Origin of the sequence: Streptomyces sp. ISL-43 (genome assembly GCF_018614195.1) — a bacterium.
Classification (GTDB): domain Bacteria; phylum Actinomycetota; class Actinomycetes; order Streptomycetales; family Streptomycetaceae; genus Streptomyces.
Map to the genome: position 1 here is coordinate 241,292 of NZ_JAGGOT010000023.1, position 17,702 is coordinate 258,993.

The 17,702-nt window shown below is 73.0% G+C and carries 20 protein-coding genes; 11 read left to right on the forward strand and 9 right to left on the reverse strand.

The window, feature by feature from the left end; genetic code table 11:
• The first annotated feature begins 33 nt into the window (after nt 1–33).
• Nucleotides 34–603 carry an RNA polymerase sigma factor gene (locus J7F03_RS14210; RefSeq protein WP_214949477.1) on the forward strand — a complete coding sequence of 190 codons (570 nt, stop codon included), beginning with the start codon at nt 34–36 and terminating at the stop codon, nt 601–603.
• Nucleotides 600–1,265, forward strand: a complete 666-nt coding sequence (locus J7F03_RS14215) for a hypothetical protein (RefSeq protein WP_214949402.1) — start codon at nt 600–602, stop codon at nt 1,263–1,265. Before J7F03_RS14210 ends, J7F03_RS14215 begins: the two co-directional genes overlap by 4 nt.
• Before the next feature lie 53 nt (nt 1,266–1,318).
• Here the strand turns inward: J7F03_RS14215 and J7F03_RS14220 are convergent, their stop codons facing one another.
• Together J7F03_RS14220 and J7F03_RS14225 are read right to left on the reverse strand one after the other, a co-directional pair.
• Complete coding sequence (locus J7F03_RS14220) at nt 1,319–1,726, reverse strand: SHOCT domain-containing protein (RefSeq protein ID WP_214949404.1); 408 nt, start codon at nt 1,724–1,726, stop codon at nt 1,319–1,321.
• On the reverse strand, nt 1,726–2,115 hold the full coding sequence (locus J7F03_RS14225) for a DUF6325 family protein (protein ID WP_214949406.1): 390 nt from the start codon (nt 2,113–2,115) through the stop codon (nt 1,726–1,728). Before J7F03_RS14225 ends, J7F03_RS14220 begins: the two co-directional genes overlap by 1 nt.
• Before the next feature lie 117 nt (nt 2,116–2,232).
• On the opposite strand from J7F03_RS14225, the gene J7F03_RS14230 reads away from it, so the two are divergent.
• From J7F03_RS14230 to J7F03_RS14240, 3 genes are read left to right on the forward strand one after another with little or no spacing between them, the layout of a single operon-like run.
• The gene (locus J7F03_RS14230; protein ID WP_214949408.1) at nt 2,233–3,603 is read left to right on the forward strand and encodes an FtsW/RodA/SpoVE family cell cycle protein; all 1,371 of its coding nucleotides are present in this window, start codon (nt 2,233–2,235) and stop codon (nt 3,601–3,603) included.
• On the forward strand, nt 3,600–5,060 hold the full coding sequence (locus J7F03_RS14235; protein ID WP_214949409.1) for a penicillin-binding transpeptidase domain-containing protein: 1,461 nt from the start codon (nt 3,600–3,602) through the stop codon (nt 5,058–5,060). The genes J7F03_RS14230 and J7F03_RS14235 overlap by 4 nt, the downstream gene beginning before the upstream one ends.
• A 43-nt stretch (nt 5,061–5,103) precedes the next feature.
• Entirely contained in the window at nt 5,104–5,553 is a 450-nt protein-coding gene (locus tag J7F03_RS14240; RefSeq protein ID WP_214949410.1) for a DUF3291 domain-containing protein, read from the forward strand.
• Nucleotides 5,554–5,572: 19 nt separating this feature from the next.
• Here J7F03_RS14240 and J7F03_RS14245 read toward each other — a convergent pair whose 3' ends face one another.
• Complete coding sequence (locus J7F03_RS14245) at nt 5,573–6,682, reverse strand: ferritin-like domain-containing protein (RefSeq protein ID WP_214949411.1); 1,110 nt, start codon at nt 6,680–6,682, stop codon at nt 5,573–5,575.
• A gap of 225 nt (nt 6,683–6,907) precedes the next feature.
• Here J7F03_RS14245 and J7F03_RS14250 point away from each other — a divergent pair, with 225 nt between their 5' ends.
• The 3 genes from J7F03_RS14250 (at nt 6,908) to J7F03_RS14260 (ending at nt 8,943) form a co-directional block, all read left to right on the forward strand.
• The gene (locus J7F03_RS14250; RefSeq protein ID WP_214949412.1) at nt 6,908–7,849 is read left to right on the forward strand and encodes a diiron oxygenase; all 942 of its coding nucleotides are present in this window, start codon (nt 6,908–6,910) and stop codon (nt 7,847–7,849) included.
• Nucleotides 7,850–7,922: 73 nt separating this feature from the next.
• Complete coding sequence (locus tag J7F03_RS14255; protein ID WP_214949413.1) at nt 7,923–8,639, forward strand: TetR/AcrR family transcriptional regulator; 717 nt, start codon at nt 7,923–7,925, stop codon at nt 8,637–8,639.
• Nucleotides 8,640–8,649: 10 nt separating this feature from the next.
• Nucleotides 8,650–8,943: a hypothetical protein gene (locus tag J7F03_RS14260; RefSeq protein ID WP_214949414.1), complete on the forward strand. Its 294-nt coding sequence runs from the start codon at nt 8,650–8,652 to the stop codon at nt 8,941–8,943.
• A 119-nt stretch (nt 8,944–9,062) separates the two neighbouring features.
• On the opposite strand, the gene J7F03_RS14265 is transcribed toward J7F03_RS14260, so the two are convergent.
• The 3 genes from J7F03_RS14265 to J7F03_RS14275 all read right to left on the reverse strand — a co-directional run bounded on the left by J7F03_RS14265 (nt 9,063) and on the right by J7F03_RS14275 (nt 11,892).
• The gene (locus J7F03_RS14265; RefSeq protein ID WP_214949416.1) at nt 9,063–10,316 is read right to left on the reverse strand and encodes a HAMP domain-containing sensor histidine kinase; all 1,254 of its coding nucleotides are present in this window, start codon (nt 10,314–10,316) and stop codon (nt 9,063–9,065) included.
• Nucleotides 10,313–11,098 carry a hypothetical protein gene (locus tag J7F03_RS14270; protein WP_214949418.1) on the reverse strand — a complete coding sequence of 262 codons (786 nt, stop codon included), beginning with the start codon at nt 11,096–11,098 and terminating at the stop codon, nt 10,313–10,315. Before J7F03_RS14270 ends, J7F03_RS14265 begins: the two co-directional genes overlap by 4 nt.
• A 170-nt stretch (nt 11,099–11,268) precedes the next feature.
• A complete protein-coding gene (locus J7F03_RS14275) occupies nt 11,269–11,892 on the reverse strand; it encodes a hypothetical protein (protein ID WP_214949420.1) in 624 nt (207 codons plus the stop codon).
• Between the two features lie 220 nt (nt 11,893–12,112).
• Here J7F03_RS14275 and J7F03_RS14280 point away from each other — a divergent pair, with 220 nt between their 5' ends.
• Nucleotides 12,113–12,904, forward strand: a complete 792-nt coding sequence (locus J7F03_RS14280) for a nuclease-related domain-containing protein (protein WP_214949422.1) — start codon at nt 12,113–12,115, stop codon at nt 12,902–12,904.
• Between the two features lie 241 nt (nt 12,905–13,145).
• Here the strand turns inward: J7F03_RS14280 and J7F03_RS14285 are convergent, their stop codons facing one another.
• Nucleotides 13,146–14,276: a Ku protein gene (locus tag J7F03_RS14285; RefSeq protein WP_214949423.1), complete on the reverse strand. Its 1,131-nt coding sequence runs from the start codon at nt 14,274–14,276 to the stop codon at nt 13,146–13,148.
• A 31-nt stretch (nt 14,277–14,307) separates the two neighbouring features.
• Here J7F03_RS14285 and ligD point away from each other — a divergent pair, with 31 nt between their 5' ends.
• Nucleotides 14,308–15,192 (forward strand): non-homologous end-joining DNA ligase, encoded by an 885-nt coding sequence (gene ligD, locus J7F03_RS14290; protein ID WP_214949425.1) that lies wholly within the window; start codon nt 14,308–14,310, stop codon nt 15,190–15,192.
• Entirely contained in the window at nt 15,192–16,082 is an 891-nt protein-coding gene (locus tag J7F03_RS14295; protein WP_214949479.1) for an ATP-dependent DNA ligase, read from the forward strand. Before ligD ends, J7F03_RS14295 begins: the two co-directional genes overlap by 1 nt.
• A gap of 56 nt (nt 16,083–16,138) precedes the next feature.
• Here the strand turns inward: J7F03_RS14295 and J7F03_RS14300 are convergent, their stop codons facing one another.
• Nucleotides 16,139–16,537 carry a DUF6479 family protein gene (locus J7F03_RS14300; protein WP_214949426.1) on the reverse strand — a complete coding sequence of 133 codons (399 nt, stop codon included), beginning with the start codon at nt 16,535–16,537 and terminating at the stop codon, nt 16,139–16,141.
• A gap of 58 nt (nt 16,538–16,595) precedes the next feature.
• Complete coding sequence (locus J7F03_RS14305; protein ID WP_214949427.1) at nt 16,596–17,579, reverse strand: XdhC family protein; 984 nt, start codon at nt 17,577–17,579, stop codon at nt 16,596–16,598.
• Between the last annotated feature and the right edge of the window lie 123 nt (nt 17,580–17,702).

The following is a 17,702-nucleotide window of genomic DNA, read 5'->3' on the forward strand; positions in this document are numbered from 1 at the left end:
GGGTCCGGCCCACCGGATCACGGGCCGCCCGATCTGCGTACGCCCGAGGGGTTCGGGGCGTTCTACGAGGAGCACATCGACGCCGTGCTCGGATTCGTCACCCGCCGGGTCGCCGACCCGCACCTGGCGGCGGACCTGACGGCCGACATCTTCCTCGCCGCGTTGAAGGACGCGGCCGGCTATCGGCCCGACAGGGGAGTGCCGATCGCCTGGCTCTACGGCATCGCCCGGAACGTCCTGGCGAGCCATGCCCGCGCGGGCGCCCGTGAGCGCGGCGCGATGGAGCGGCTCAGCGGCCGGAGGCTGCTCGACGACCAGGACGTCGCGGCGCTGGAGGAACGGATAGACGCGCAGCGGGCCTTCCGGGAGCTGGCCGGGCGGCATGCCGCCCTGTCGGAGCCGCTGCGGGCCGCCCTCGACCTGGTCGTGGTCGACGGCCTCACCCCGGCCGAGGCCGCTCAGGCCCTCGGCGTCACCCAGGCCACCGTCCGGGTCCGCCTGCACCGCGCCCGGCGCGCCCTGCGCACTCCGGCCGCACCTTCCGAACACCCCGCACCCGTGTCCGCCCCGGCCCCGGCACACCAGTTGGAGGTTGCACGATGAGCAGCAGGCCCAGCGCGTTCGAGGAGCGCCTCAAGGCGGAGCTCGTGGCGATCGCCGCCGAGGGGGCGCAGGCCCAGGCCGAGACCAAGGCCGGCTTCGCGGTCCGTTCCCCCGCCCGGCGTTTGCGCATGCCGCTCGCCGTCGGCCTGGCCGCGTCGGCGGCCGCGGCCCTGATCGCGCTCCCGGTCATGGGTGACGAGGGCGGCACCTCGGCGGCGTACGCCCTGACCAAGGGCGAGGACGGCACCATCACCGTCAAGCTGTTCAACCCCGAAGGGCTCCCCGGCCTGGAGCGGGAGCTCCGGGGACTGGGCGTCCCTGTCGTGGTGGTCGACCAGAAGCCGGTGGCGGAGTGCGACGCAACGGGCGGGGGGTTCGACGGCCCCGTCATGACGCCGGATGGCAAGTCCTGGGAGCCGTACGAGGACGTGCTCGCCAGTAACGGCGACGAACCTGTGCTGAAGATCAACTCGAAGACGGTGAAGCCGGGGCACACCCTGGTGCTGGTGAGGCCCATGACGCCGTCTCGTAAGGGCAGCGGCGCGGGCTTCGGCACGATGGAGACGTCCCGTGTGCCGTCGTGCATACCGGCCTTCTGGTACGGCCTCGACGCGAGCCCTGAGGGGCCGATGGAGCCGCCGGGAGGCCCTGCCTCGAAGTAGTCGGCCGGGCGCCGCGAGAAGGGCCGGCAGGGCCGGCGGGGCGACGGGTTGGCTCAGCCGGCCAGTAGGCGGGCCTTGGCCGCCGAGAACTCCTCCGGGGTCAGCAGGCCCTCGCGGGCCAGGTCGGCCAGCCGGGTCAGCCGGTCCGTGAGGTCGGCTCCGGCGGCGGCCGGTGCGCCGGCCCCCGAACCGCCGGGCGCGGCCGGGCGGTCGGCGGTGGCCTTCCGGGAGGCCGCGGGGGCCGGGTGGTCGGCGGAGGCCGCCGGGGGAGAGGGGGCCGTGCCCGGGGTCGCGCCCCGCACCGCACCCGGGTCCGTTCCGGCCGGAGCGTGCGGGGTCTCCGGCGGACGCTGGGCCGCGTCCCACACGTAGGCTCCGCGCGCCAGGATGCCGCGCAGCAGGGGGCGGCCCGAGGGACGTTGGGAGGGGTACACGATGGAGCCGATGGGGCGGATGAACATCAGGAGACCCCCAGTCGGTCGGCCGGGAGGCGGACCGCTCCCGCGACCCGGCCGCCCGCCGCGCGGACGGCGATGGCGGCGTCCTCGGCCCAAACGTGTTCGATCACCAGGAGGAGGGCGCAGCTGCCGCGTTCCAGCAGGTCCGCCGATTCCCTGACGTCTTCCGGACCGATCAGCGGGGCCGCCTCCCGGTGGGCGAGCAGGCCCCGGAGTTCGATGAACTCGTCGAACTCCGCCGCCAGCACCTCGCCCGCCGCCGTCTTCGTGGCCACCAGCCCGTCGATCAGCCGCACGACCCCCGCCTTGCGCAACCCCATCACCGCCTCGACCGCCGCCACCCGCAGCTGTTCTTCGGGAAAGGCCAGGACGATGAACTCCGCAGGTCCCATGAGGGGAGGCTCCTGATCCGCTGATCCGCTACTTCACTTCCGACCGGTTCTGACGACTCTTCGGCACACTATGACATAAGCGGACATACAGCCTGTCTCCTTGCTACGTTTCCCCGTATGACCGCTCTGACGGCGAAGGTGGCAGAGCCCGTTCCGCCCCCGCCACCCGATGCCCGCGCCCCCAAGCGTCGCGGAGTCGAGCTGTCGCTGCTCGCCGGCGCCGTCCTGATCGCCGTACTCGGCCACCTCTACGTCGGCCTCGCCACCACCGGTCACATCCCCCGGCCGGCCGCCCACTACGCCGCCGGCCTCGCCGTCGCCGCGCTCGCAGCCCACCTCGCCGTCCGCCTGTGCGCCCCGTACGCCGATCCGCTGCTGCTCCCGATCGCCGTCCTGCTCAACGGCCTCGGGCTCGTCCTCATCCAGCGGCTCGACGCCACCACACCCGGCCACCTCACCGCCGGGGACCAGCTGCGCTGGTCGGCCCTCGGGGTGGCGCTCTTCGTCCTCGTCGTCGCGCTGCTCCGCGACCACCGGGTGCTGCAGAAGTACGCGTACCTCTCCGTCGCCGCCGCGCTCGTGCTGATGCTGGTGCCCGTCTTCTTCCCGGCGGTCAACGGAGCGCACATCTGGATCCGCTTCGCCGGACTCTCCTTCCAGCCGGGGGAGTTCGCCAAGATCCTGCTGGCGGTGTTCTTCGCCGCCTACCTCGCCGCGAACCGCACCGCCCTCGCCCTCACCGGCCGCACCCTCTTCTGGAAGCTGAAGCTGCTCCCCGGCCGGGTCCTCGGCCCGATCCTCGCCATCTGGCTGCTCTCCGTCGGCGTGCTCGTCCTGGAGCGCGACCTCGGGACCTCGCTGCTCTTCTTCGGCCTCTTCGTCATCATGCTGTTCACCGCCACCGGCCGGATCGGCTGGATCGCGATCGGGCTGCTGCTCGCCGCCGTGGGCGCCTACGCCGTGGGGACGTTCGAGCCGCACGTGAACAGCCGCGTGGACGACTGGCTGAATCCTTTCGCCTCCATCGAACGCGGCGACGGCCCCGGCCAGCTCGCCCAGTCCCTCTTCGCCTTCGGGGCCGGCGGAATCCTCGGCGCCGGCCTAGGCCACGGCCAGTCCTTCCTCATCGGCTTCGCCGCCAAATCGGACTTCATCCTCGCCACCGCCGGAGAGGAGCTCGGCCTCGCCGGCCTCACCGCGATCCTGCTCCTGTACGGGCTCCTCGTCGCCCGGGGCTTCCGCGCCGGGCTCGCGCTGCGCGACCCCTTCGGCCGGCTCCTCGCCACCGGACTCGCCTCGATCGTCGCGCTCCAGGTGTTCGTCATCGCGGGCGGCGTCACCGGCCTGATCCCGCTGACCGGCATGGCCATGCCCTTCCTCGCGCAGGGCGGCTCCTCCGTCGTCACCAACTGGATCATCGTCGCGATCCTCGTCCGGCTCAGCGACAGCGCCCGCAGACCCCGGCCGGCCGAAGGGGGCGGCGAGTGATCCGCTACATCCGCTGGTGCGCCTACTTCTGCGCCCTGCTGCTCGTCGCGCTGCTGGTCAACGTGGCCCGCGTGCAGGTCTGGGAAGCCGCCGCCTACGGCGCGAACCCGGCCAACAAGCGCCCCGCCATCGAGCGCTACTCCGAACCGCGCGGCGACATCACCGTCGATGGCCGCCCCGTCACCGGCTCCCGGGACAGCCGCCAACTGCTGCGCTACGAGCGCACGTACAAGAACGGCCCGCTCTACGCGCCCGTCACCGGTTTTTCCTCCCAGACGTACGGGACCAGCTTCCTGGAGCGCTCCGAGGACCCGGTCCTCTCCGGCACCGACCCCGGGCTGTCGGCCTTCCCCCTCTGGTACGAGCTCTCGCGCGGCCGCCCCGGCGGCGGCAACGCCGCCACCACCATCCGGGCGGACATGCAGCTGGCCGCCTACACCGGGCTCGCGGGCAAACGGGGCGCCGTCGCGGCCGTCGAACCGGCCACGGGCAGGATCCTCGCGCTGGTCAGCAGCCCCTCCTACGACCCGGCGCTGCTCTCCGGTACGGGGCCGAAGGTCAAGGAGGCCTGGGAAAAGCTCAACGCGGACCCCGCCAGGCCGATGCTCAACCGCGCGCTGCGCGAGACGTACCCGCCGGGCTCCACCTTCAAGATCGTGACGGCGGCCGCCGCCCTGGACGCCGGCGTGGTCGCCGACGTGGACGCGCCGACCCAGACCCCGGACCCCTACCCCCTGCCGGGCACGAGCACCCTGCTCCCGAACGCGGGCACCGGCTGCGCCGACGCCTCGATGGCGGACGCGGTGCAGTGGTCCTGCAACACGGTGATGGCGAAGATCGGCGTACAGGTCGGGCTGCGCGGGATGACGCGGGCGGCGCGGAGGTTCGGGTTCAACGACGACGGGCTGCGCGTGCCGGCCTGGGTGTCGCGGTCGAACTTCGACACCGACATGAGCCCGGACCAGCTGGCCCTGTCCTCGATCGGGCAGTTCAACACCAAGGCCACGCCCCTGCAGATGGCGATGGTGGCGGCGGCCGTCGCCAACGGCGGGGAGCTCAAGGCCCCCTATCTGGTGGAACGCACGACGCAGGACGACGGCGACCCGGTCCGCCGCGCCGACCGGCACAGCCTCGGCCGGGCCATGAGCCCGCTGACCGCGACCCGGATGCAGGAACTGATGGTGAAGGTGGTGGAGAACGGCACCGGCAGGAACGCGGCGATCCCGGGAGCCGTCGTCGGCGGCAAGACCGGCACCGCCCAGCACGGCGTCGGCAACGCGGGCACCCCGTACGCCTGGTTCATCTCCTGGGCGAAGCCGGAGGGCGGCCGGCCGCCGGCGGTCGCGGTGGCGGTGGTCGTCGAGGACGCGTCGGCCGTCCGCGGTGACATCAGCGGCAACGGCGCGGCCGCGCCGATCGCCCGCGCGGTGATGGAGGCGGGGCTGTCCACCCCGTGAAACGGCCGACGGGCAGGGGCGGTTCCCTGATAACCGTTGGGGAATGACCTACGAACTCGCACAGGTGAACATATCCCGCCTCAAGTACCCCTTGGACTCCCCGGAATTGAAGGACTTCGTCGACGGCCTCGACCACGTCAACGGGGTCGCGGACGCGGCGGAGGGCTTCGTCTGGCGGCTGGAGGGCGAGGGCGGCGACGCCACCGACGTGGCGGTCTTCGACGACGAGTGGATCATCATCAACATGTCGGTGTGGCGGGACGCGGAAGCCCTGAACGCCTTCATGTACGCCGGGCGCCACCGGGAGCTGATGGCCCGCCGCCGCGAGTGGTTCGAGCAGGTCAAGGAAGCCATGACGACCCTGTGGTGGGTCCCGGCGGGGGAGCGCCCCACGGTCGCGGACGCCGAGGAGCGGCTGACCCACCTCCGGGAACACGGCCCGACCCCGTACGCGTTCACCTTCCGCGAGCAGTTCGCGCCGGGCGCGTACTAGACCGAACCGCCTGGCCGGCCTAGACCCCGGCCGTTCCCTCCGCGATGGTCTCGGCGACCTCCGCCACCCGCTGTTCCTCCTCGGCCGCGAACCGCTCGCGGTCGAGGGCCTCGGCGATCTCCTCGTCCTGGCTCATCAGCAGGTCCAGGTTGGAGTTCCCCATCTCGAAGACGCCCATGTCCAGGTACGCCTTCTGCAGCCGCTCGCCCCACAGCCCGATGTCCTTCACGCACGGCACGATCCGGCTGAACAGCAGCCTGCGGAAGAGCGCCAGGAACTCCGACTGCTCGCTGAACTCCTCCGACTCCTTGCGCGAGATGCCGAAGTTCTCCAGCACCTCCACCCCGCGCAGCCGGTCCCGCATCAGGTAGCAGCCCTCGATCACGAACTCCTCGCGCTCGCGCAGCTCGGCGTCCGAAAGCTGTTTGTAGTAGTCGCGCAGCGCCATCCGCCCGAACGCCACGTGCCGTGCCTCGTCCTGCATCACGTAGGCCAGGATCTGCTTGGGCAGCGGTTTGCCGGTGGTGTCGCGGATCATGCCGAAGGCGGCCAGCGCCAGCCCTTCGATCAGCACCTGCATGCCCAGGTACGGCATGTCCCAGCGGGAGTCGCGCAGGGTGTCGCCGAGCAGCCCCTGCAGGCTGTCGTTGATCGGGTAGAGCATCCCGATCTTCTCGTGCAGGAACCGCCCGAAGATCTCGGCGTGCCGGGCCTCGTCCATGGCCTGCGTGGCGGAGTAGAACTTCGCGTCCAGGTCCGGCACCGACTCGACTATGCGCGCCGCGCACACCATCGCGCCCTGCTCGCCGTGCAGGAACTGGCTGAAGTTCCATGCGCTGTAGTGGCGGCGCAGCTCGCCCTTGTCCAGGTCCGTGAGTTTGGCCCAGTGCCGGGTGCCGTGCAGCGGCAGTGCCTCGTCCGGGGTGCCCAGCGGATCGTGCGGGTCCACCTCGATGTCCCAGTCGATGCGCTTGGCGCCGTCCCACTGCTTGTCCTTGCCCTTCTGGTAGAGGGCCAGCAGTCGTTCGCGGCCGCCGTCGTACTCCCAGCTGAAGCGGGCGTTGCCGGTGGCGGGGACCGGCCAGACGGTCTCGCCCGGATCCTTGGTGTAGAGCTCGTGCGTCGACACTGACGCCCCCTCGTCTCACGTACTCGCGTACAGGACAGGCAAGTTGGCAGCCGGGCGACGGGCCTCGGGCTCCCGTTGGCAGCGTCACACGTTGGTAGACGCGCGGTCAACAAGTCGTGCGCGGGGGATTGACGGTCTTGCTGACAAGCAGTCTCATAAGCGGTGAACGCCGGTGACCACCGCCGGCGCCACAGCCGGCAACCCACTCGTGAGGTGTCCGAAGCCATGACGACCGTGACCGACAGGGCGGAGCCGCGCAGGGAACTGCGCGACGCGCTCGGCCCGCTCAAGGACCGCGAACAGATAGCCGAGCGACTCCTCGAATCCTCGGTCAAGCACTCCTTCGACCCCGACAAGGAACTCGACTGGGACGCCCCGCCCATCGACGGCAAGTACTACTGGCCGCCCGAGCTGCTCTCCCTCTTCGACACCCCGCTCTGGAAGAAGATGGGCGAGGAGCAGCGCATCGAGCTCTCCCGCCACGAGGCGGCGGCCCTCGGCTCGCTCGGCATCTGGTTCGAGATCATCCTCATGCAGCTGCTGGTCCGGCACGTCTACGACAAGCCCCTGACCAGCAATCACGTCCGATACGCGCTCACCGAGATCGCCGACGAGTGCCGCCACTCGATGATGTTCGCCCGCATGATCAAGACGGGCGGCGCCCCCGAGTACCCGGTCTCCCGCGCCAACCACAACCTCGCCCGCGTCCTCAAGACCATCTCCACCACCCCCGGCTCCTTCGCCTGCACCCTCCTCGGCGAGGAGATCCTCGACTGGATGCAGCGCCTGACCTTCCCCGACGAGCGCGTCCAGCCCCTCGTACGCGGAGTCACCCGCATCCACGTCATCGAGGAGGCGCGCCACGTCCGCTACGCCCGCGAGGAACTGCGCCGCCAGATGCTCACCGCCCCGCGCTGGGAGCAGGAACTCACCCGCATCAGCTGCGGCGAGGCCGCCCGCGTCTTCTCGGTCGCCTTCGTCAACCCCGCGGTCTACGACAACATCGGCGTCGACCGGCGCGAGGCGCTCGCCCAGGTCAAGGCCAGCGGCCACCGCCGGGAGGTCATGCAGACCGGAGCCAAGCGGCTCACCGACTTCCTGGACGACATCGGGGTGCTGCGCGGGGTCGGCCGCAAGCTCTGGAAGAGCTCGGGACTCCTCGCCTGAAGACCCCCGCCCGAAGACCCCCCGCCTGAAGACTTCTCGCCTGAAGGGCGGCGGGTGGGGCTACCCTGCGGACATGACAGCCGTACGGGCGTACCGCAGGATGAGCGTCGAGGAGCGGCGGGCCCAGCTCCTCGACGCGGCCCTGACGCTGTTCGCGCACCGGGCGCCGGAGGACGTCTCGCTCGACGACGTCGCCGAGGCCGCCGGCGTCTCGCGCCCCCTGGTCTACCGCTACTTCCCCGGCGGCAAGCAGCAGCTCTACGAGGCCGCCCTGCGCTCCGCGGCCGACGTCCTGCGGCTGTGCTTCGCCGAACCCCAGGCCGGACCGCTGACCCAGCGGCTCTCCCGGGCCCTGGACCGGTACCTGGGCTTCGTCGACGAGCACGACGCCGGCTTCTCCGCCCTCCTGCAGGGCGGCAGCGTGGTGGAGACCTCCCGCACGACCGCCACCGTCGACGGCATCCGCCGGGCGGCGGCCGAGGCGATCCTCTTCCACCTCGGCGTACCGGATCCGGGCCCGCGCCTGCGGATGATGGTGCGTACGTGGATCACGGCGGTCGAGGCCGCCTCGCTGATCTGGATCGACGAGGGCAAGCAGCCGGAGATCGACTCGCTCCGGGACTGGCTGGTGGACCAGTTCATCGCCCTCCTCGCCGCGACGGCCGCCACCGACCCGCAGACGGCCGCGGCGGCCCGTGCCGCCCTCGCGCTCGAATCGGCGGACGGCCCGGTCGGGGTACTGGCCCGCCGGGTGATCCCCGTGGTCTCCGAGGCGGCCCACCTGCTGTGAGACTGGAGGGGTGAGAAGCCAACCCACCTCCTTCGAGGGCGGCCCGATGGACGGCCGGACCCTCCCGATCCTGCTCGGCCCGACCGGCCACCCGCCGAAGTGGTACGAGATCCCGGTCCCGGCCGCGGACGGCGGTGCCCCGACGGTCCTGCTGTACGAGCGGGTCCCCGCGGGGTACACGAAGCGCCTGCACCTGCAGAAGGGCTGGAAGTACGCCTACGCCCCGGACGCCCGCATGCCGAAGCTCCGCTGGCCCTGGACGAAGCCGACCCCGCCGGCCCCGCCGGTGCCGCCCGCGGCCTGAGGACCCCGGCCGGGCCGGGGCCCGCCGCGTGGCATCGCGGAGCGCCGCGCCGCTCCGCGTCACAGCACGCCGCGTCACCGCACGCCACGCCACGCCGCGCCGCGCCGTGTCACGTCACGTCACGTCACGGAAGCCTCGACCAGGGTCAGTACGGCCTCCGCGCCGCCCTCCCCGTCCGCCGCCTGCCGGAACACCAGCTTCGCCCCGATGACCTCCGCCTGCCCCACCGCGATCGTCAGCCCCAGCCCGTGCCCCTTGCCCGCGCCCCCGGTCCGGAAGCGCTGCGGCCCGTGCGCCACCAGGTAGTCGGGATAGCCGTCGCCGTGGTCCCGTACGGTCACCACCGGACCGTCCACCGTCACCACCACCGGTGCCCGCCCGTGCTTGTGGGCGTTGGCGACCAGATTGCCGAGCACCCGCTCCAGGCGCCGCCGGTCGGTCTCCACGTGTGCGTCCCGCAGCACGACCACCTCCGTGGCCGTCCCCGAAGCCCGCACCACGCGCTGCGCGAGGCGCCCCAACTGGTGCAGGTCCGTCTCCACCACCTCGCTGCCCGAGTCGAGGCGGGAGATCTCCAACAGGTCCTCCGTGAGCCGGCCCATCGTGCGGACCCGCTCCTGGACCAGCTCCGTCGCCCGGCTCTCCGGCAGCAGCTCCGACGCCGCCTGCAGCCCGGTGAGCGGAGTGCGCAGCTCGTGCGCGACGTCCGCCGTGAACCGCTGCTCGCTCTGCAGCTTCGCCTGCAGGCTGCCCGCCATCGTGTCCAGCGCCGCCGCCACCGTCGCCACCTCGTCCTGGTGCCGCGAGGGGTCCTTGGTCCTCGGGTCCCGCACCCGCGCGTCCAGGTCGCCCTGGGTGATGCGCCGGGCCACCGTCGCCGTCTGGTGCAGCCGGCGCGTCACGCGCGTCACGGCGAAGGCGCCCACCAGCAGGGTTCCGCCGATCGCCAGTACCGACGACCCGATGATCGCGTTGTCCAGTCCGCTGATCGTCCGCGCGCTCTGCCCGTAGTCGACGGCGGTGGCCAGCGCCTTCCCGTCGGCCGGGGCGGCCGCCCACATCATCGGCCGGCCCTCGTAGTCCGCCACGAGCGTCCCGCGCTGCCCCGACAGGGCCAGCGCCCGCAGCTCCTCCGGCAGCCCGGCCGGATCCAGCCCGGACTCGGGCGGCAGCATCTCGCCGGCCTCGTAGGCGCGCGAGGCGTCGTTCAGCTTGCCGAGCGCCTTCTCCCGGGCCGTCGCGACGGTCTGCCGGGTCACCTCCACGTGCACCAGGGCGCCCAGCACCGCGGCGAGCGAGCAGCACATCACCACGATGAAACAGGCCGACTTCCAGGTCAGCGTGGCCGTCCACGAGGGCAGCCGGACCCTCACGGCGACGCCCCCGCCGGGCCGGGGAGCGGGGGAGCGTGGCCCGTACTCGCGGGAGAGGGGCTCGGGCCGCCCGGGTGCACGCGGACGATCTGCTCGCGAGAGGGCAGCATCGAGCGCTGCGTCTCGTCCCAGGACCAAGTGGTGTTCACCTCGTAGCCGGCGTTGCCGCTCGGGACCCGCAGGATCACGTCCCGTCCGGCGAGCTCGACGGAGACGACCGTGTCCGTGGTGGCCATGATCCGGTTGAGCCGGCCCTCGGCGTCCGCCGTGTACACGCGTACGGACATCTGCTGGTCGGGGTACTCGATCCCGACGATGAGCTCGTCCTTGCCGTTGCCGGTGAGATCCCGGTAGTAGGGGGTCAGGACCGGGCACTTCTTGGGATCCGCCCCGTCCGCCCCGCACGCCGCGATCGCGGCCGCGGTCTCCTCGGGCATCCCGTCGGGACCGGTCTGGACGTCCGGGTGAGCGCGCAGCTCCGCCTGTACGAGGGTCACCGGGTCGGTGGAGTGCACGTTCTGGTCCACGACGGGCGCGATGCCGGGTACGTACTCGGGCGGAGCGCCCCCCGGATCGGCGGGCGGTACGGCAGCCCCCTTGCGCCCGGGCCACAGGTGTACGGGCCCGCTCGCGATCGGAGTCGGCCCGGCGCCGGCCAAGGCGCCGCCGTCGCCGCAGGCGGCCGCGAGCGGCAGCAGGAGGGGGACCAGCAGCCCGAGAGTGAAGCGGCGGCTCGGGCGGCGTCGCGGACCGCGGCCGGGGGAGGGAAACGAGCTCGCCACCCGTACGCCCTCCTCTCCGTGGCAATGTGCCCGTGCCCGTCCACAGTAGGCAGAGGCGCATCGTTTCTGCCCGTGCGGCCGGGCCGGGCGGGGCGGGTCCGCACGGGTCCGGCGAGAGCCGGACGCCGTCAGGGGAACCAGGTCATGCCGCCCGGAGAGGGCGAGAGGGCCTACGCCTCCGTACGCCCCCGGCGCAGCATCGCGAAGCCCAGCCCCGCGGCGCCGACCGCCGCGATGCCGCCGCCCGCGGCGAGCAGCAGCATGCCCTCGCCGGGGCCGTCGGCCAGGGTCCGCAGGCGCAGCGCCTCGGCGGGACCGTCGCCCGCGCGCACGGGCTCCCGTACGGAGGTGGAGGCGGAGACGACCACGCCGTCCCGGCCGGCGGTCTTGTACCCCGCGCCACCGACGGAGGGACCCCCGCCGACCGTCTTCTCCCCGACCCAGGAGCTGAGCCGGCCGTCGGCCTGCAGCGCGAGGTGCAGCCGGCCCGCGTCACCGAAGCCGGTGGCGCCGTCGCGACTGGCCAGGGTGGCGGCCTTCGAGCCGTCGGGGCCGAGCACATCGGCCTGGTAGGCGCCCTTGGCGACGCGGTAGACCTTCGCCGTGGAGACGCCGTCCGCGAGGGAGATGGTCTTGACCAGGGTCCGCGCGGGGGCCGCGGCCTGCGCGGAGGAAGCTGCCGGAATCCCCTCGGCCAGCGCCGCGGCCGCCGGGAACGCCAGCAGGGTGCCGGCACACACGGCCACGGCGGCGGCGCGTACGAGAGTGCGGCGGCTGCGGCTCACGGAGTTCACGGGGAGTCCTTCGGTGCTGGTTAGGCCCTGGAGCGTCCAGGTGGGATAAACGTATGCACCGGCCGTTGCGGTATCACGATGCTTTTGTAACAGCCGCACGGCAGCGACCCGACGGAGTCGTTACACACCGCCGGCGCCCCGCCGAGCCCCTTCACGAGACACAACCGGGGGATTGCCGCCGGCCGCCCGGCCTGCTCCCATGGACGGCGGGGGTGAGGCGATGGCTTCGCGGGGACTGAAGGTGCTGCCGAGCGGCCGGCCGGGCCGCGGCCGGCTGTACGTGAACCTGCCGGACGGCCGGGCGGTGGCCTGGTACGACCGGCGGGCCAACCGGATCAGCGTGCTGGCGGACGAGCGCCGGGAGGAGATCCTGACGGTCCTGCGCCCGTACCTGACGGGCAACGTCTCGATCGGCCCGCCACCCGTCCCCACGGCCGCCGACCTGCTCCGCCTGGCCCTCCCCTCCGACGAGGACCTGGCCCCGAACCGCCCCGGGGAGGCGCTGCTCGGTGAGATCACCCACGGTTCCGCGGGCACCCGCGCCCGCCACCGGCTGCGCCACGAGCTGGCGGCACGGCAGCGGATGGGCGAGGTACTGGACGCGCTCGCGGAGTCCGAGGACTGGCGGGTCCTGCACTCCATCGCCGGCGTCGCGGACCACCTGGTGATCGGCCCGCCGGGGGTCTTCTGCGTCCACACCGTCCAGGGCCGCCGGCAGCGCGCGGTCGCCGGCGACCTCCTCCTCACGGTGGGCCGCACCGAAACCCGCCCCGACCCGCGCACGTCCCGCCGCGCGGCGGCGTACGCGACCCGCGCCCTGTCGGCCACGGTGACCCCGGTCCTGGCCGTGGTGGACGCCACCCGCCTGGACGTGACCCCCACCCTGCGCGACGTCCGAGTCCTCACCCCCGCGACGGCGACGGCGTTCCTGACCCGGTCCTCCACCACCCTCAAACCCCCGGACGTAGAAGCCCTCTTCACCACGGCCCGCGACCGCCGCACCTGGCACTAGCCCGCCACCGCCCCTGCGCCGGCGGCGCACTTCCAGCCCCACCGGCGTTCGAGGCGCGGGCCCGGGGCGCAGTTCAGGGGCTCCGCGCGGCCAGGGCCGCACGCCGAGTCCCACTTGCGCACCCGCGCGGGTCCGGGGCGCAGCCCCGCGGCCTCGGGCGCGGCCCGGGCCGCCACGGGTCCGGGCGGAGCCCGGGGAACGGGCGAAGGGCGGGGAGGGGCGAGCCCCGCAGGGCCACGGCTCAGGCGGAGGTCCGCTTGCGCGGCGTCGCCGCCTTCTTCGCGGCAGCGCCACGGCCACCGCCACCGCCATCCGCCCCCGACTTCGTCGTCGCCGCCTTGCCCGAGGCCGTCTTCTTCGCAGCAGCCGCCGCTGACTTCTTCTTCGCAGCCGGCGCAGCCGTCGACTTCTTCCCGCCGCCACCACCGCCACCCGCCGCAGCCGCAGCCGCAGCCGCAGCCGACGCGGTCGACTTCTTCCCACCCACAGTTTTCGGCGCAGCCGCCGCCGCCCCGCTCCGCCCCGCCTTCCGCCGGATCGGCGTAACCTCCGCAGCCACCCCCTCCTCGGCCGCGTCCGGCGACGGCCCCGACCCCACCCGAGACGCCTTCGCCGCCCGCACGCTGTTCTCCAACGCCGCCATCAGGTCGATGACTTGCCCCCCGCCCTCGACCGGTGGAGCCGCCGCGGGCCGGCCCCCACCCGCCTTGGCGGCGACCATCGCCTCCACCGCCTCGCGGTAATCGTCGTGCAGCGAAGCCATCTCCACCTCCCCCAGCGTCGCCATCAGCGCGTCGGCCAGGTCCAGTTCGGCCTCCCGCACCGACACCGCGCCCTCCGGCGCCACGCCCTCCGGCACCCGGATCTCGTCCGGCCACAGCAGCCCGTGCATCGCGATCACGTCGTCGATGACCCGCAGCATGCCCAGCCGTTCCCGACCCCGCAGCGCGTACTTCGCGATCGCGACCTTCCGGCTCCGTTTCAGCGCCTCCCGCAGCAGTGTGTACGGCTTGGCCGCCGTCGCCCCGCTCGCCGCGAGGTAGTACGCCGAGTCCATCTGCAGCGGATCGATCTCATCGGCCGGCACGAACGAAACGATCTCGATCGTCTTCGCAGTGGCGATCGGCAGCTGCGCCAAGTCCTCGTCCGTGATCGGGATGAGGGACCCGTCCGCTTCCTCGTACCCCTTGCCGATCTCGGCGGCCGAGACCTCTTCCCCGTCCAGCTCGCAGACCTTGCGGTAGCGGACGCGTCCGCCATCGCTCACATGGATCTGGCGGAAGGAGATCGAGTGGCTCTCGGTGGCGTTCACGAGCTTGATCGGAATACTGACCAGGCCGAAGGAGATCGCCCCGTTCCATATGGATCGCACGGTTCCTCCTGTTTCGTGGCAATCTCATCGTATGACGCCGATCACAATGGTGGAGGGGCGTCGCATCGCGCTCAGCAATCTCGACAAGGTCCTGTACCCCGAGACCGGCTTCACCAAGGGCGAGGTGCTGCACTACTACGCCACCGTCGCGCCTTCGCTGCTGGCCCACATCCACGACCGGCCGGTGTCGTTCCTGCGCTATCCCGACGGCCCGGCCGGCCAGCTCTTCTTCACGAAGAACCCGCCGCCCGGCACCCCCGACTGGGTGAAGACCACCCCCGTTCCCCGATCGGAGGACCTCAGGGCCGAACAGGTGGTCGTCGCCGACATGGCCACCCTCATGTGGGCCGCCAACCTCGTCGTCGAGTTCCACACCCCCCAGTGGCCGGCCGGCGCCCCCGCCCTCGCCGACCGCCTGATCCTCGACCTCGACCCCGGCCCGCCGGCGACCTCCGTCGAGTGCTGCGCCGCAGCGCTGTGGCTGCGCGACCGGCTCGCCGCCGACGGTCTGCACGCCTACGCCAAGACCTCCGGCTCCAAGGGCCTCCACCTGGCCGTGCCCCTCGAGCCGACCCCCTCCGAGCACGTGTCGGCGTACGCGAAGACCCTCGCCCAGGAGGCCGAGCGCGAGCTCCCCGACCTCGTCGTGCACCGGATGAGCAAGGCGCTGCGTCCCGGCAAGGTCTTCGTCGACCACAGCCAGAACGCCGCCGCCAAGACCACGGCCGCCCCGTACACGCTGCGCGCCCGCGCCCTGCCCACCGTCTCCGCGCCGGTCTCGTGGGAGGAGGTCGAGGCCTGCCGGGACCCCTCCGACCTGGTCTTCCTCGCCGACGACGTCGCGCTCCGGCTGGAGCGCGACGGCGATCTCTTCGGCCCCCTGCTCCATCCCGACCGTGCCGGGCGGCTCCCGTGATCACCGTCGCCCTCGCCACCGCCGTACGGACCCTGCCGAGCGGGCCCGGCCTCGCGTACGAGCCGAAGTTCGACGGCCACCGCCTCGTCGTCCTGCGCACGGTGGAAGGGGTTGCCCTGCAGGCCCGCTCCGGCCGCATCGTCACCCGCGCCTTCCCCGATCTCGCCGCCGCCGCACTGCAGCTGCCCGCCGGGACCGTGCTCGACGGGGAGGTGGTCGTCTGGCACGCCGGCCGCACCGAGTTCGCGCTCGTACAGCGCCGGGCGGCGGCCGCCTCGGCCGCGCGGGCCGCCGTACTGGCGCAGACGCTGCCGGCCTCGTACGCGGCGTTCGACGTCCTGGAGCTCGCCGGGCTGGACCTGCGCGCCCGGCCCTACGAGCGCCGGCGCGCGCTCCTCGTGGACCTGCTGCTGCCGCTGGGGCCGCCGCTGCAGCCGGTGCCGATGACGACCGACCCGGAACTGGCGGCGACCTGGTACGAGACCCTGCCCGACAGCGGCATCGAGGGCCTGGTCGTCAAACGGCTGGACCAGGCCTACCCGGCGGGGAAGCGCGGCTGGCGCAAGCTGCGGCACACCAACGTCCGCGACGCGGCCGTGGTCGGGTACACCGGCACCGCGCGCCGCCCGCTCGCCCTCGTCCTGGTCCTGCCGGTCGGGGACGAGACCCCGCTGGTGTCGAGCCCGCTGACGGCGGCGCTACGGGTCGAGGTGGCGTCGGTCGTGGCCGCCCGGGCCCCGGCGGCCGCGGCCGAGGGAGCCACCGTCACGGCCATCGGACTCGGCGAGGTCCCCTTCCGCCCGCTGGACCCGCCGCTGACGGCCGAGGTCCGCCACGCCTCGACCCGCCACCCGCCGCCCGAGGTGCTGCGGCTGCGGACGGACCTGTGACCCGCCGCGCGGCGGGTCACAGGCATGGCTGGTCGGGTCGGTGTGTCAGGGGGTGGTCAGGCGGGCTTGGCGCCGCCCACCGGCGGCGCGGCCGGGGGCTGTCCGGGCCGTGGATTGGGATGCTCGTAGCCGGACTCCCGCTCGGCCCGGTCCTCCTCCTGATGGCTGGAGGTCCGGGAGCCGAAGTTCCCGTACCCCTGCATCTCGTGCGGACGCAGCCCGCCCTCGGGGATCTCGACGTACTCCCGCTCCTCGGAGACCTCGTACACCGCACCGCCGTCGGGCAGGTGGGGCTGGCTCTCGGGAGTGGGCGGCGCGGGTTCCTGTGCCCGGACCCGCTTGCCCAGCATGAAACCGCCGAGCAGGAAGCCGACCACGATGAGCCCGACGACCAGGAACCACGCGATGTCGGTCAGCGTGCTGTCCAACGCGATGTAGGTCAGGGTCGTGTCCATACTCCCTATTTTCCCGCATTCCATCCGTTTGCACCTGATCGGGGATGGAAGGGGTGCCTTATCCCTTGAGGGGCCCGTCCGCGTCGCGCACTCCGCGGACCTCCCTGCCCCCGAGCACCGCCAGGATCTCGGCGCAGATGGCCAGCGCCGTCTCCGCCGGGGTCTGGCCGCCGAGGTCCAGGCCGATCGGCCCGTGCACCGTCCGCAGCCGCGCCTCGCTCACCCCGGCCGCGACCAGCCCCTCCCGGCGCCGCGCGGTCGTCTTGCGGGACCCGAGCGCGCCGACGTACGGAATCCCGAGCGCGAGCGCGGTGCGCAGCGTCGGCACGTCGAACTCCGGATCGTGGCTGAGCATCGCCAGACAGGCGGCATCCCGCCGCGCCTCGAGCAGCTTCTCCGCCTCGGGGACGGAGTCGACCTTGCTGACGTCCCACCCGAGCAGCCGTGCCTGCGCCTCGATGACCTCGGCGAGCTCCCCGGTCCCGCCGATGACGACGTAGGGGGCCGACGGGTACGCCTCCACGAGCACCAGCCCGGACCCGCCGTACAGCGCGTCCCGGCCCGGCCGCCGCGACCCCAGCAGCTCGCCGGCCCGCCGCTCGGCGTCGGTGGAGGGCACGTCCGCCCCCCGCACCACGACACTGACGGCCTGGTCCGCCCGCTCGTTGAGCTGGGTCACGAGCGCGACCCCGACGCCCTGCCCCAGCAGCTCCCACCACTCGGAGGGAATCGCGCCCAGCGGCTGCAGCAGCACCTCGGCCTGCCCGCCGCACGTCAGCTTCGCCAGGGCGGCCTCACCGGCCCCCACGGACACCTCGCATACCCGCGCGGTCTCCCCGGCCCCCATGGCCGCGGCCTCCGTCACCAGCTCGGCGTCGAACACCCCCCGGTACAGGGCACCGACACACTCCCCGATCGCGTCCACGAGCACCGCCCCGGCCGGATCGCGCGGCCCGAACCCCTGCTCGGTCACGGGCCGGGCCAAGAACCCGGCCCGCCCCTCGGCCACCCACTGCCGCGCCGTCTCCACCAAGTCACGCATCCGCGCCGCCCCATCTCCGTGCGAGTTCTCCCCGCAAAGCGCCAGGTCAACGGCACGATGCGGCCTCAATGGCCACCCTACGCACGCCCCCCGTCCCTACCCACCCCCCAAAACCCACAGACC

Coding starts and splice junctions, on each gene's coding strand:
- J7F03_RS14215 (WP_214949402.1), top strand. CDS start 600: ATGAGCAGCAGGCCCAGCGCGTTCGAGGAGCGCCTCAAGGCGGAGCTC.
- J7F03_RS14220 (WP_214949404.1), bottom strand. CDS start 1,726: ATGTTCATCCGCCCCATCGGCTCCATCGTGTACCCCTCCCAACGTCCC.
- J7F03_RS14225 (WP_214949406.1), bottom strand. CDS start 2,115: ATGGGACCTGCGGAGTTCATCGTCCTGGCCTTTCCCGAAGAACAGCTG.
- J7F03_RS14230 (WP_214949408.1), top strand. CDS start 2,233: ATGACCGCTCTGACGGCGAAGGTGGCAGAGCCCGTTCCGCCCCCGCCA.
- J7F03_RS14240 (WP_214949410.1), top strand. CDS start 5,104: ATGACCTACGAACTCGCACAGGTGAACATATCCCGCCTCAAGTACCCC.
- J7F03_RS14250 (WP_214949412.1), top strand. CDS start 6,908: ATGACGACCGTGACCGACAGGGCGGAGCCGCGCAGGGAACTGCGCGAC.
- J7F03_RS14255 (WP_214949413.1), top strand. CDS start 7,923: ATGACAGCCGTACGGGCGTACCGCAGGATGAGCGTCGAGGAGCGGCGG.
- J7F03_RS14280 (WP_214949422.1), top strand. CDS start 12,113: ATGGCTTCGCGGGGACTGAAGGTGCTGCCGAGCGGCCGGCCGGGCCGC.
- ligD (WP_214949425.1), top strand. CDS start 14,308: ATGACGCCGATCACAATGGTGGAGGGGCGTCGCATCGCGCTCAGCAAT.
- J7F03_RS14300 (WP_214949426.1), bottom strand. CDS start 16,537: ATGGACACGACCCTGACCTACATCGCGTTGGACAGCACGCTGACCGAC.
- J7F03_RS14305 (WP_214949427.1), bottom strand. CDS start 17,579: ATGCGTGACTTGGTGGAGACGGCGCGGCAGTGGGTGGCCGAGGGGCGG.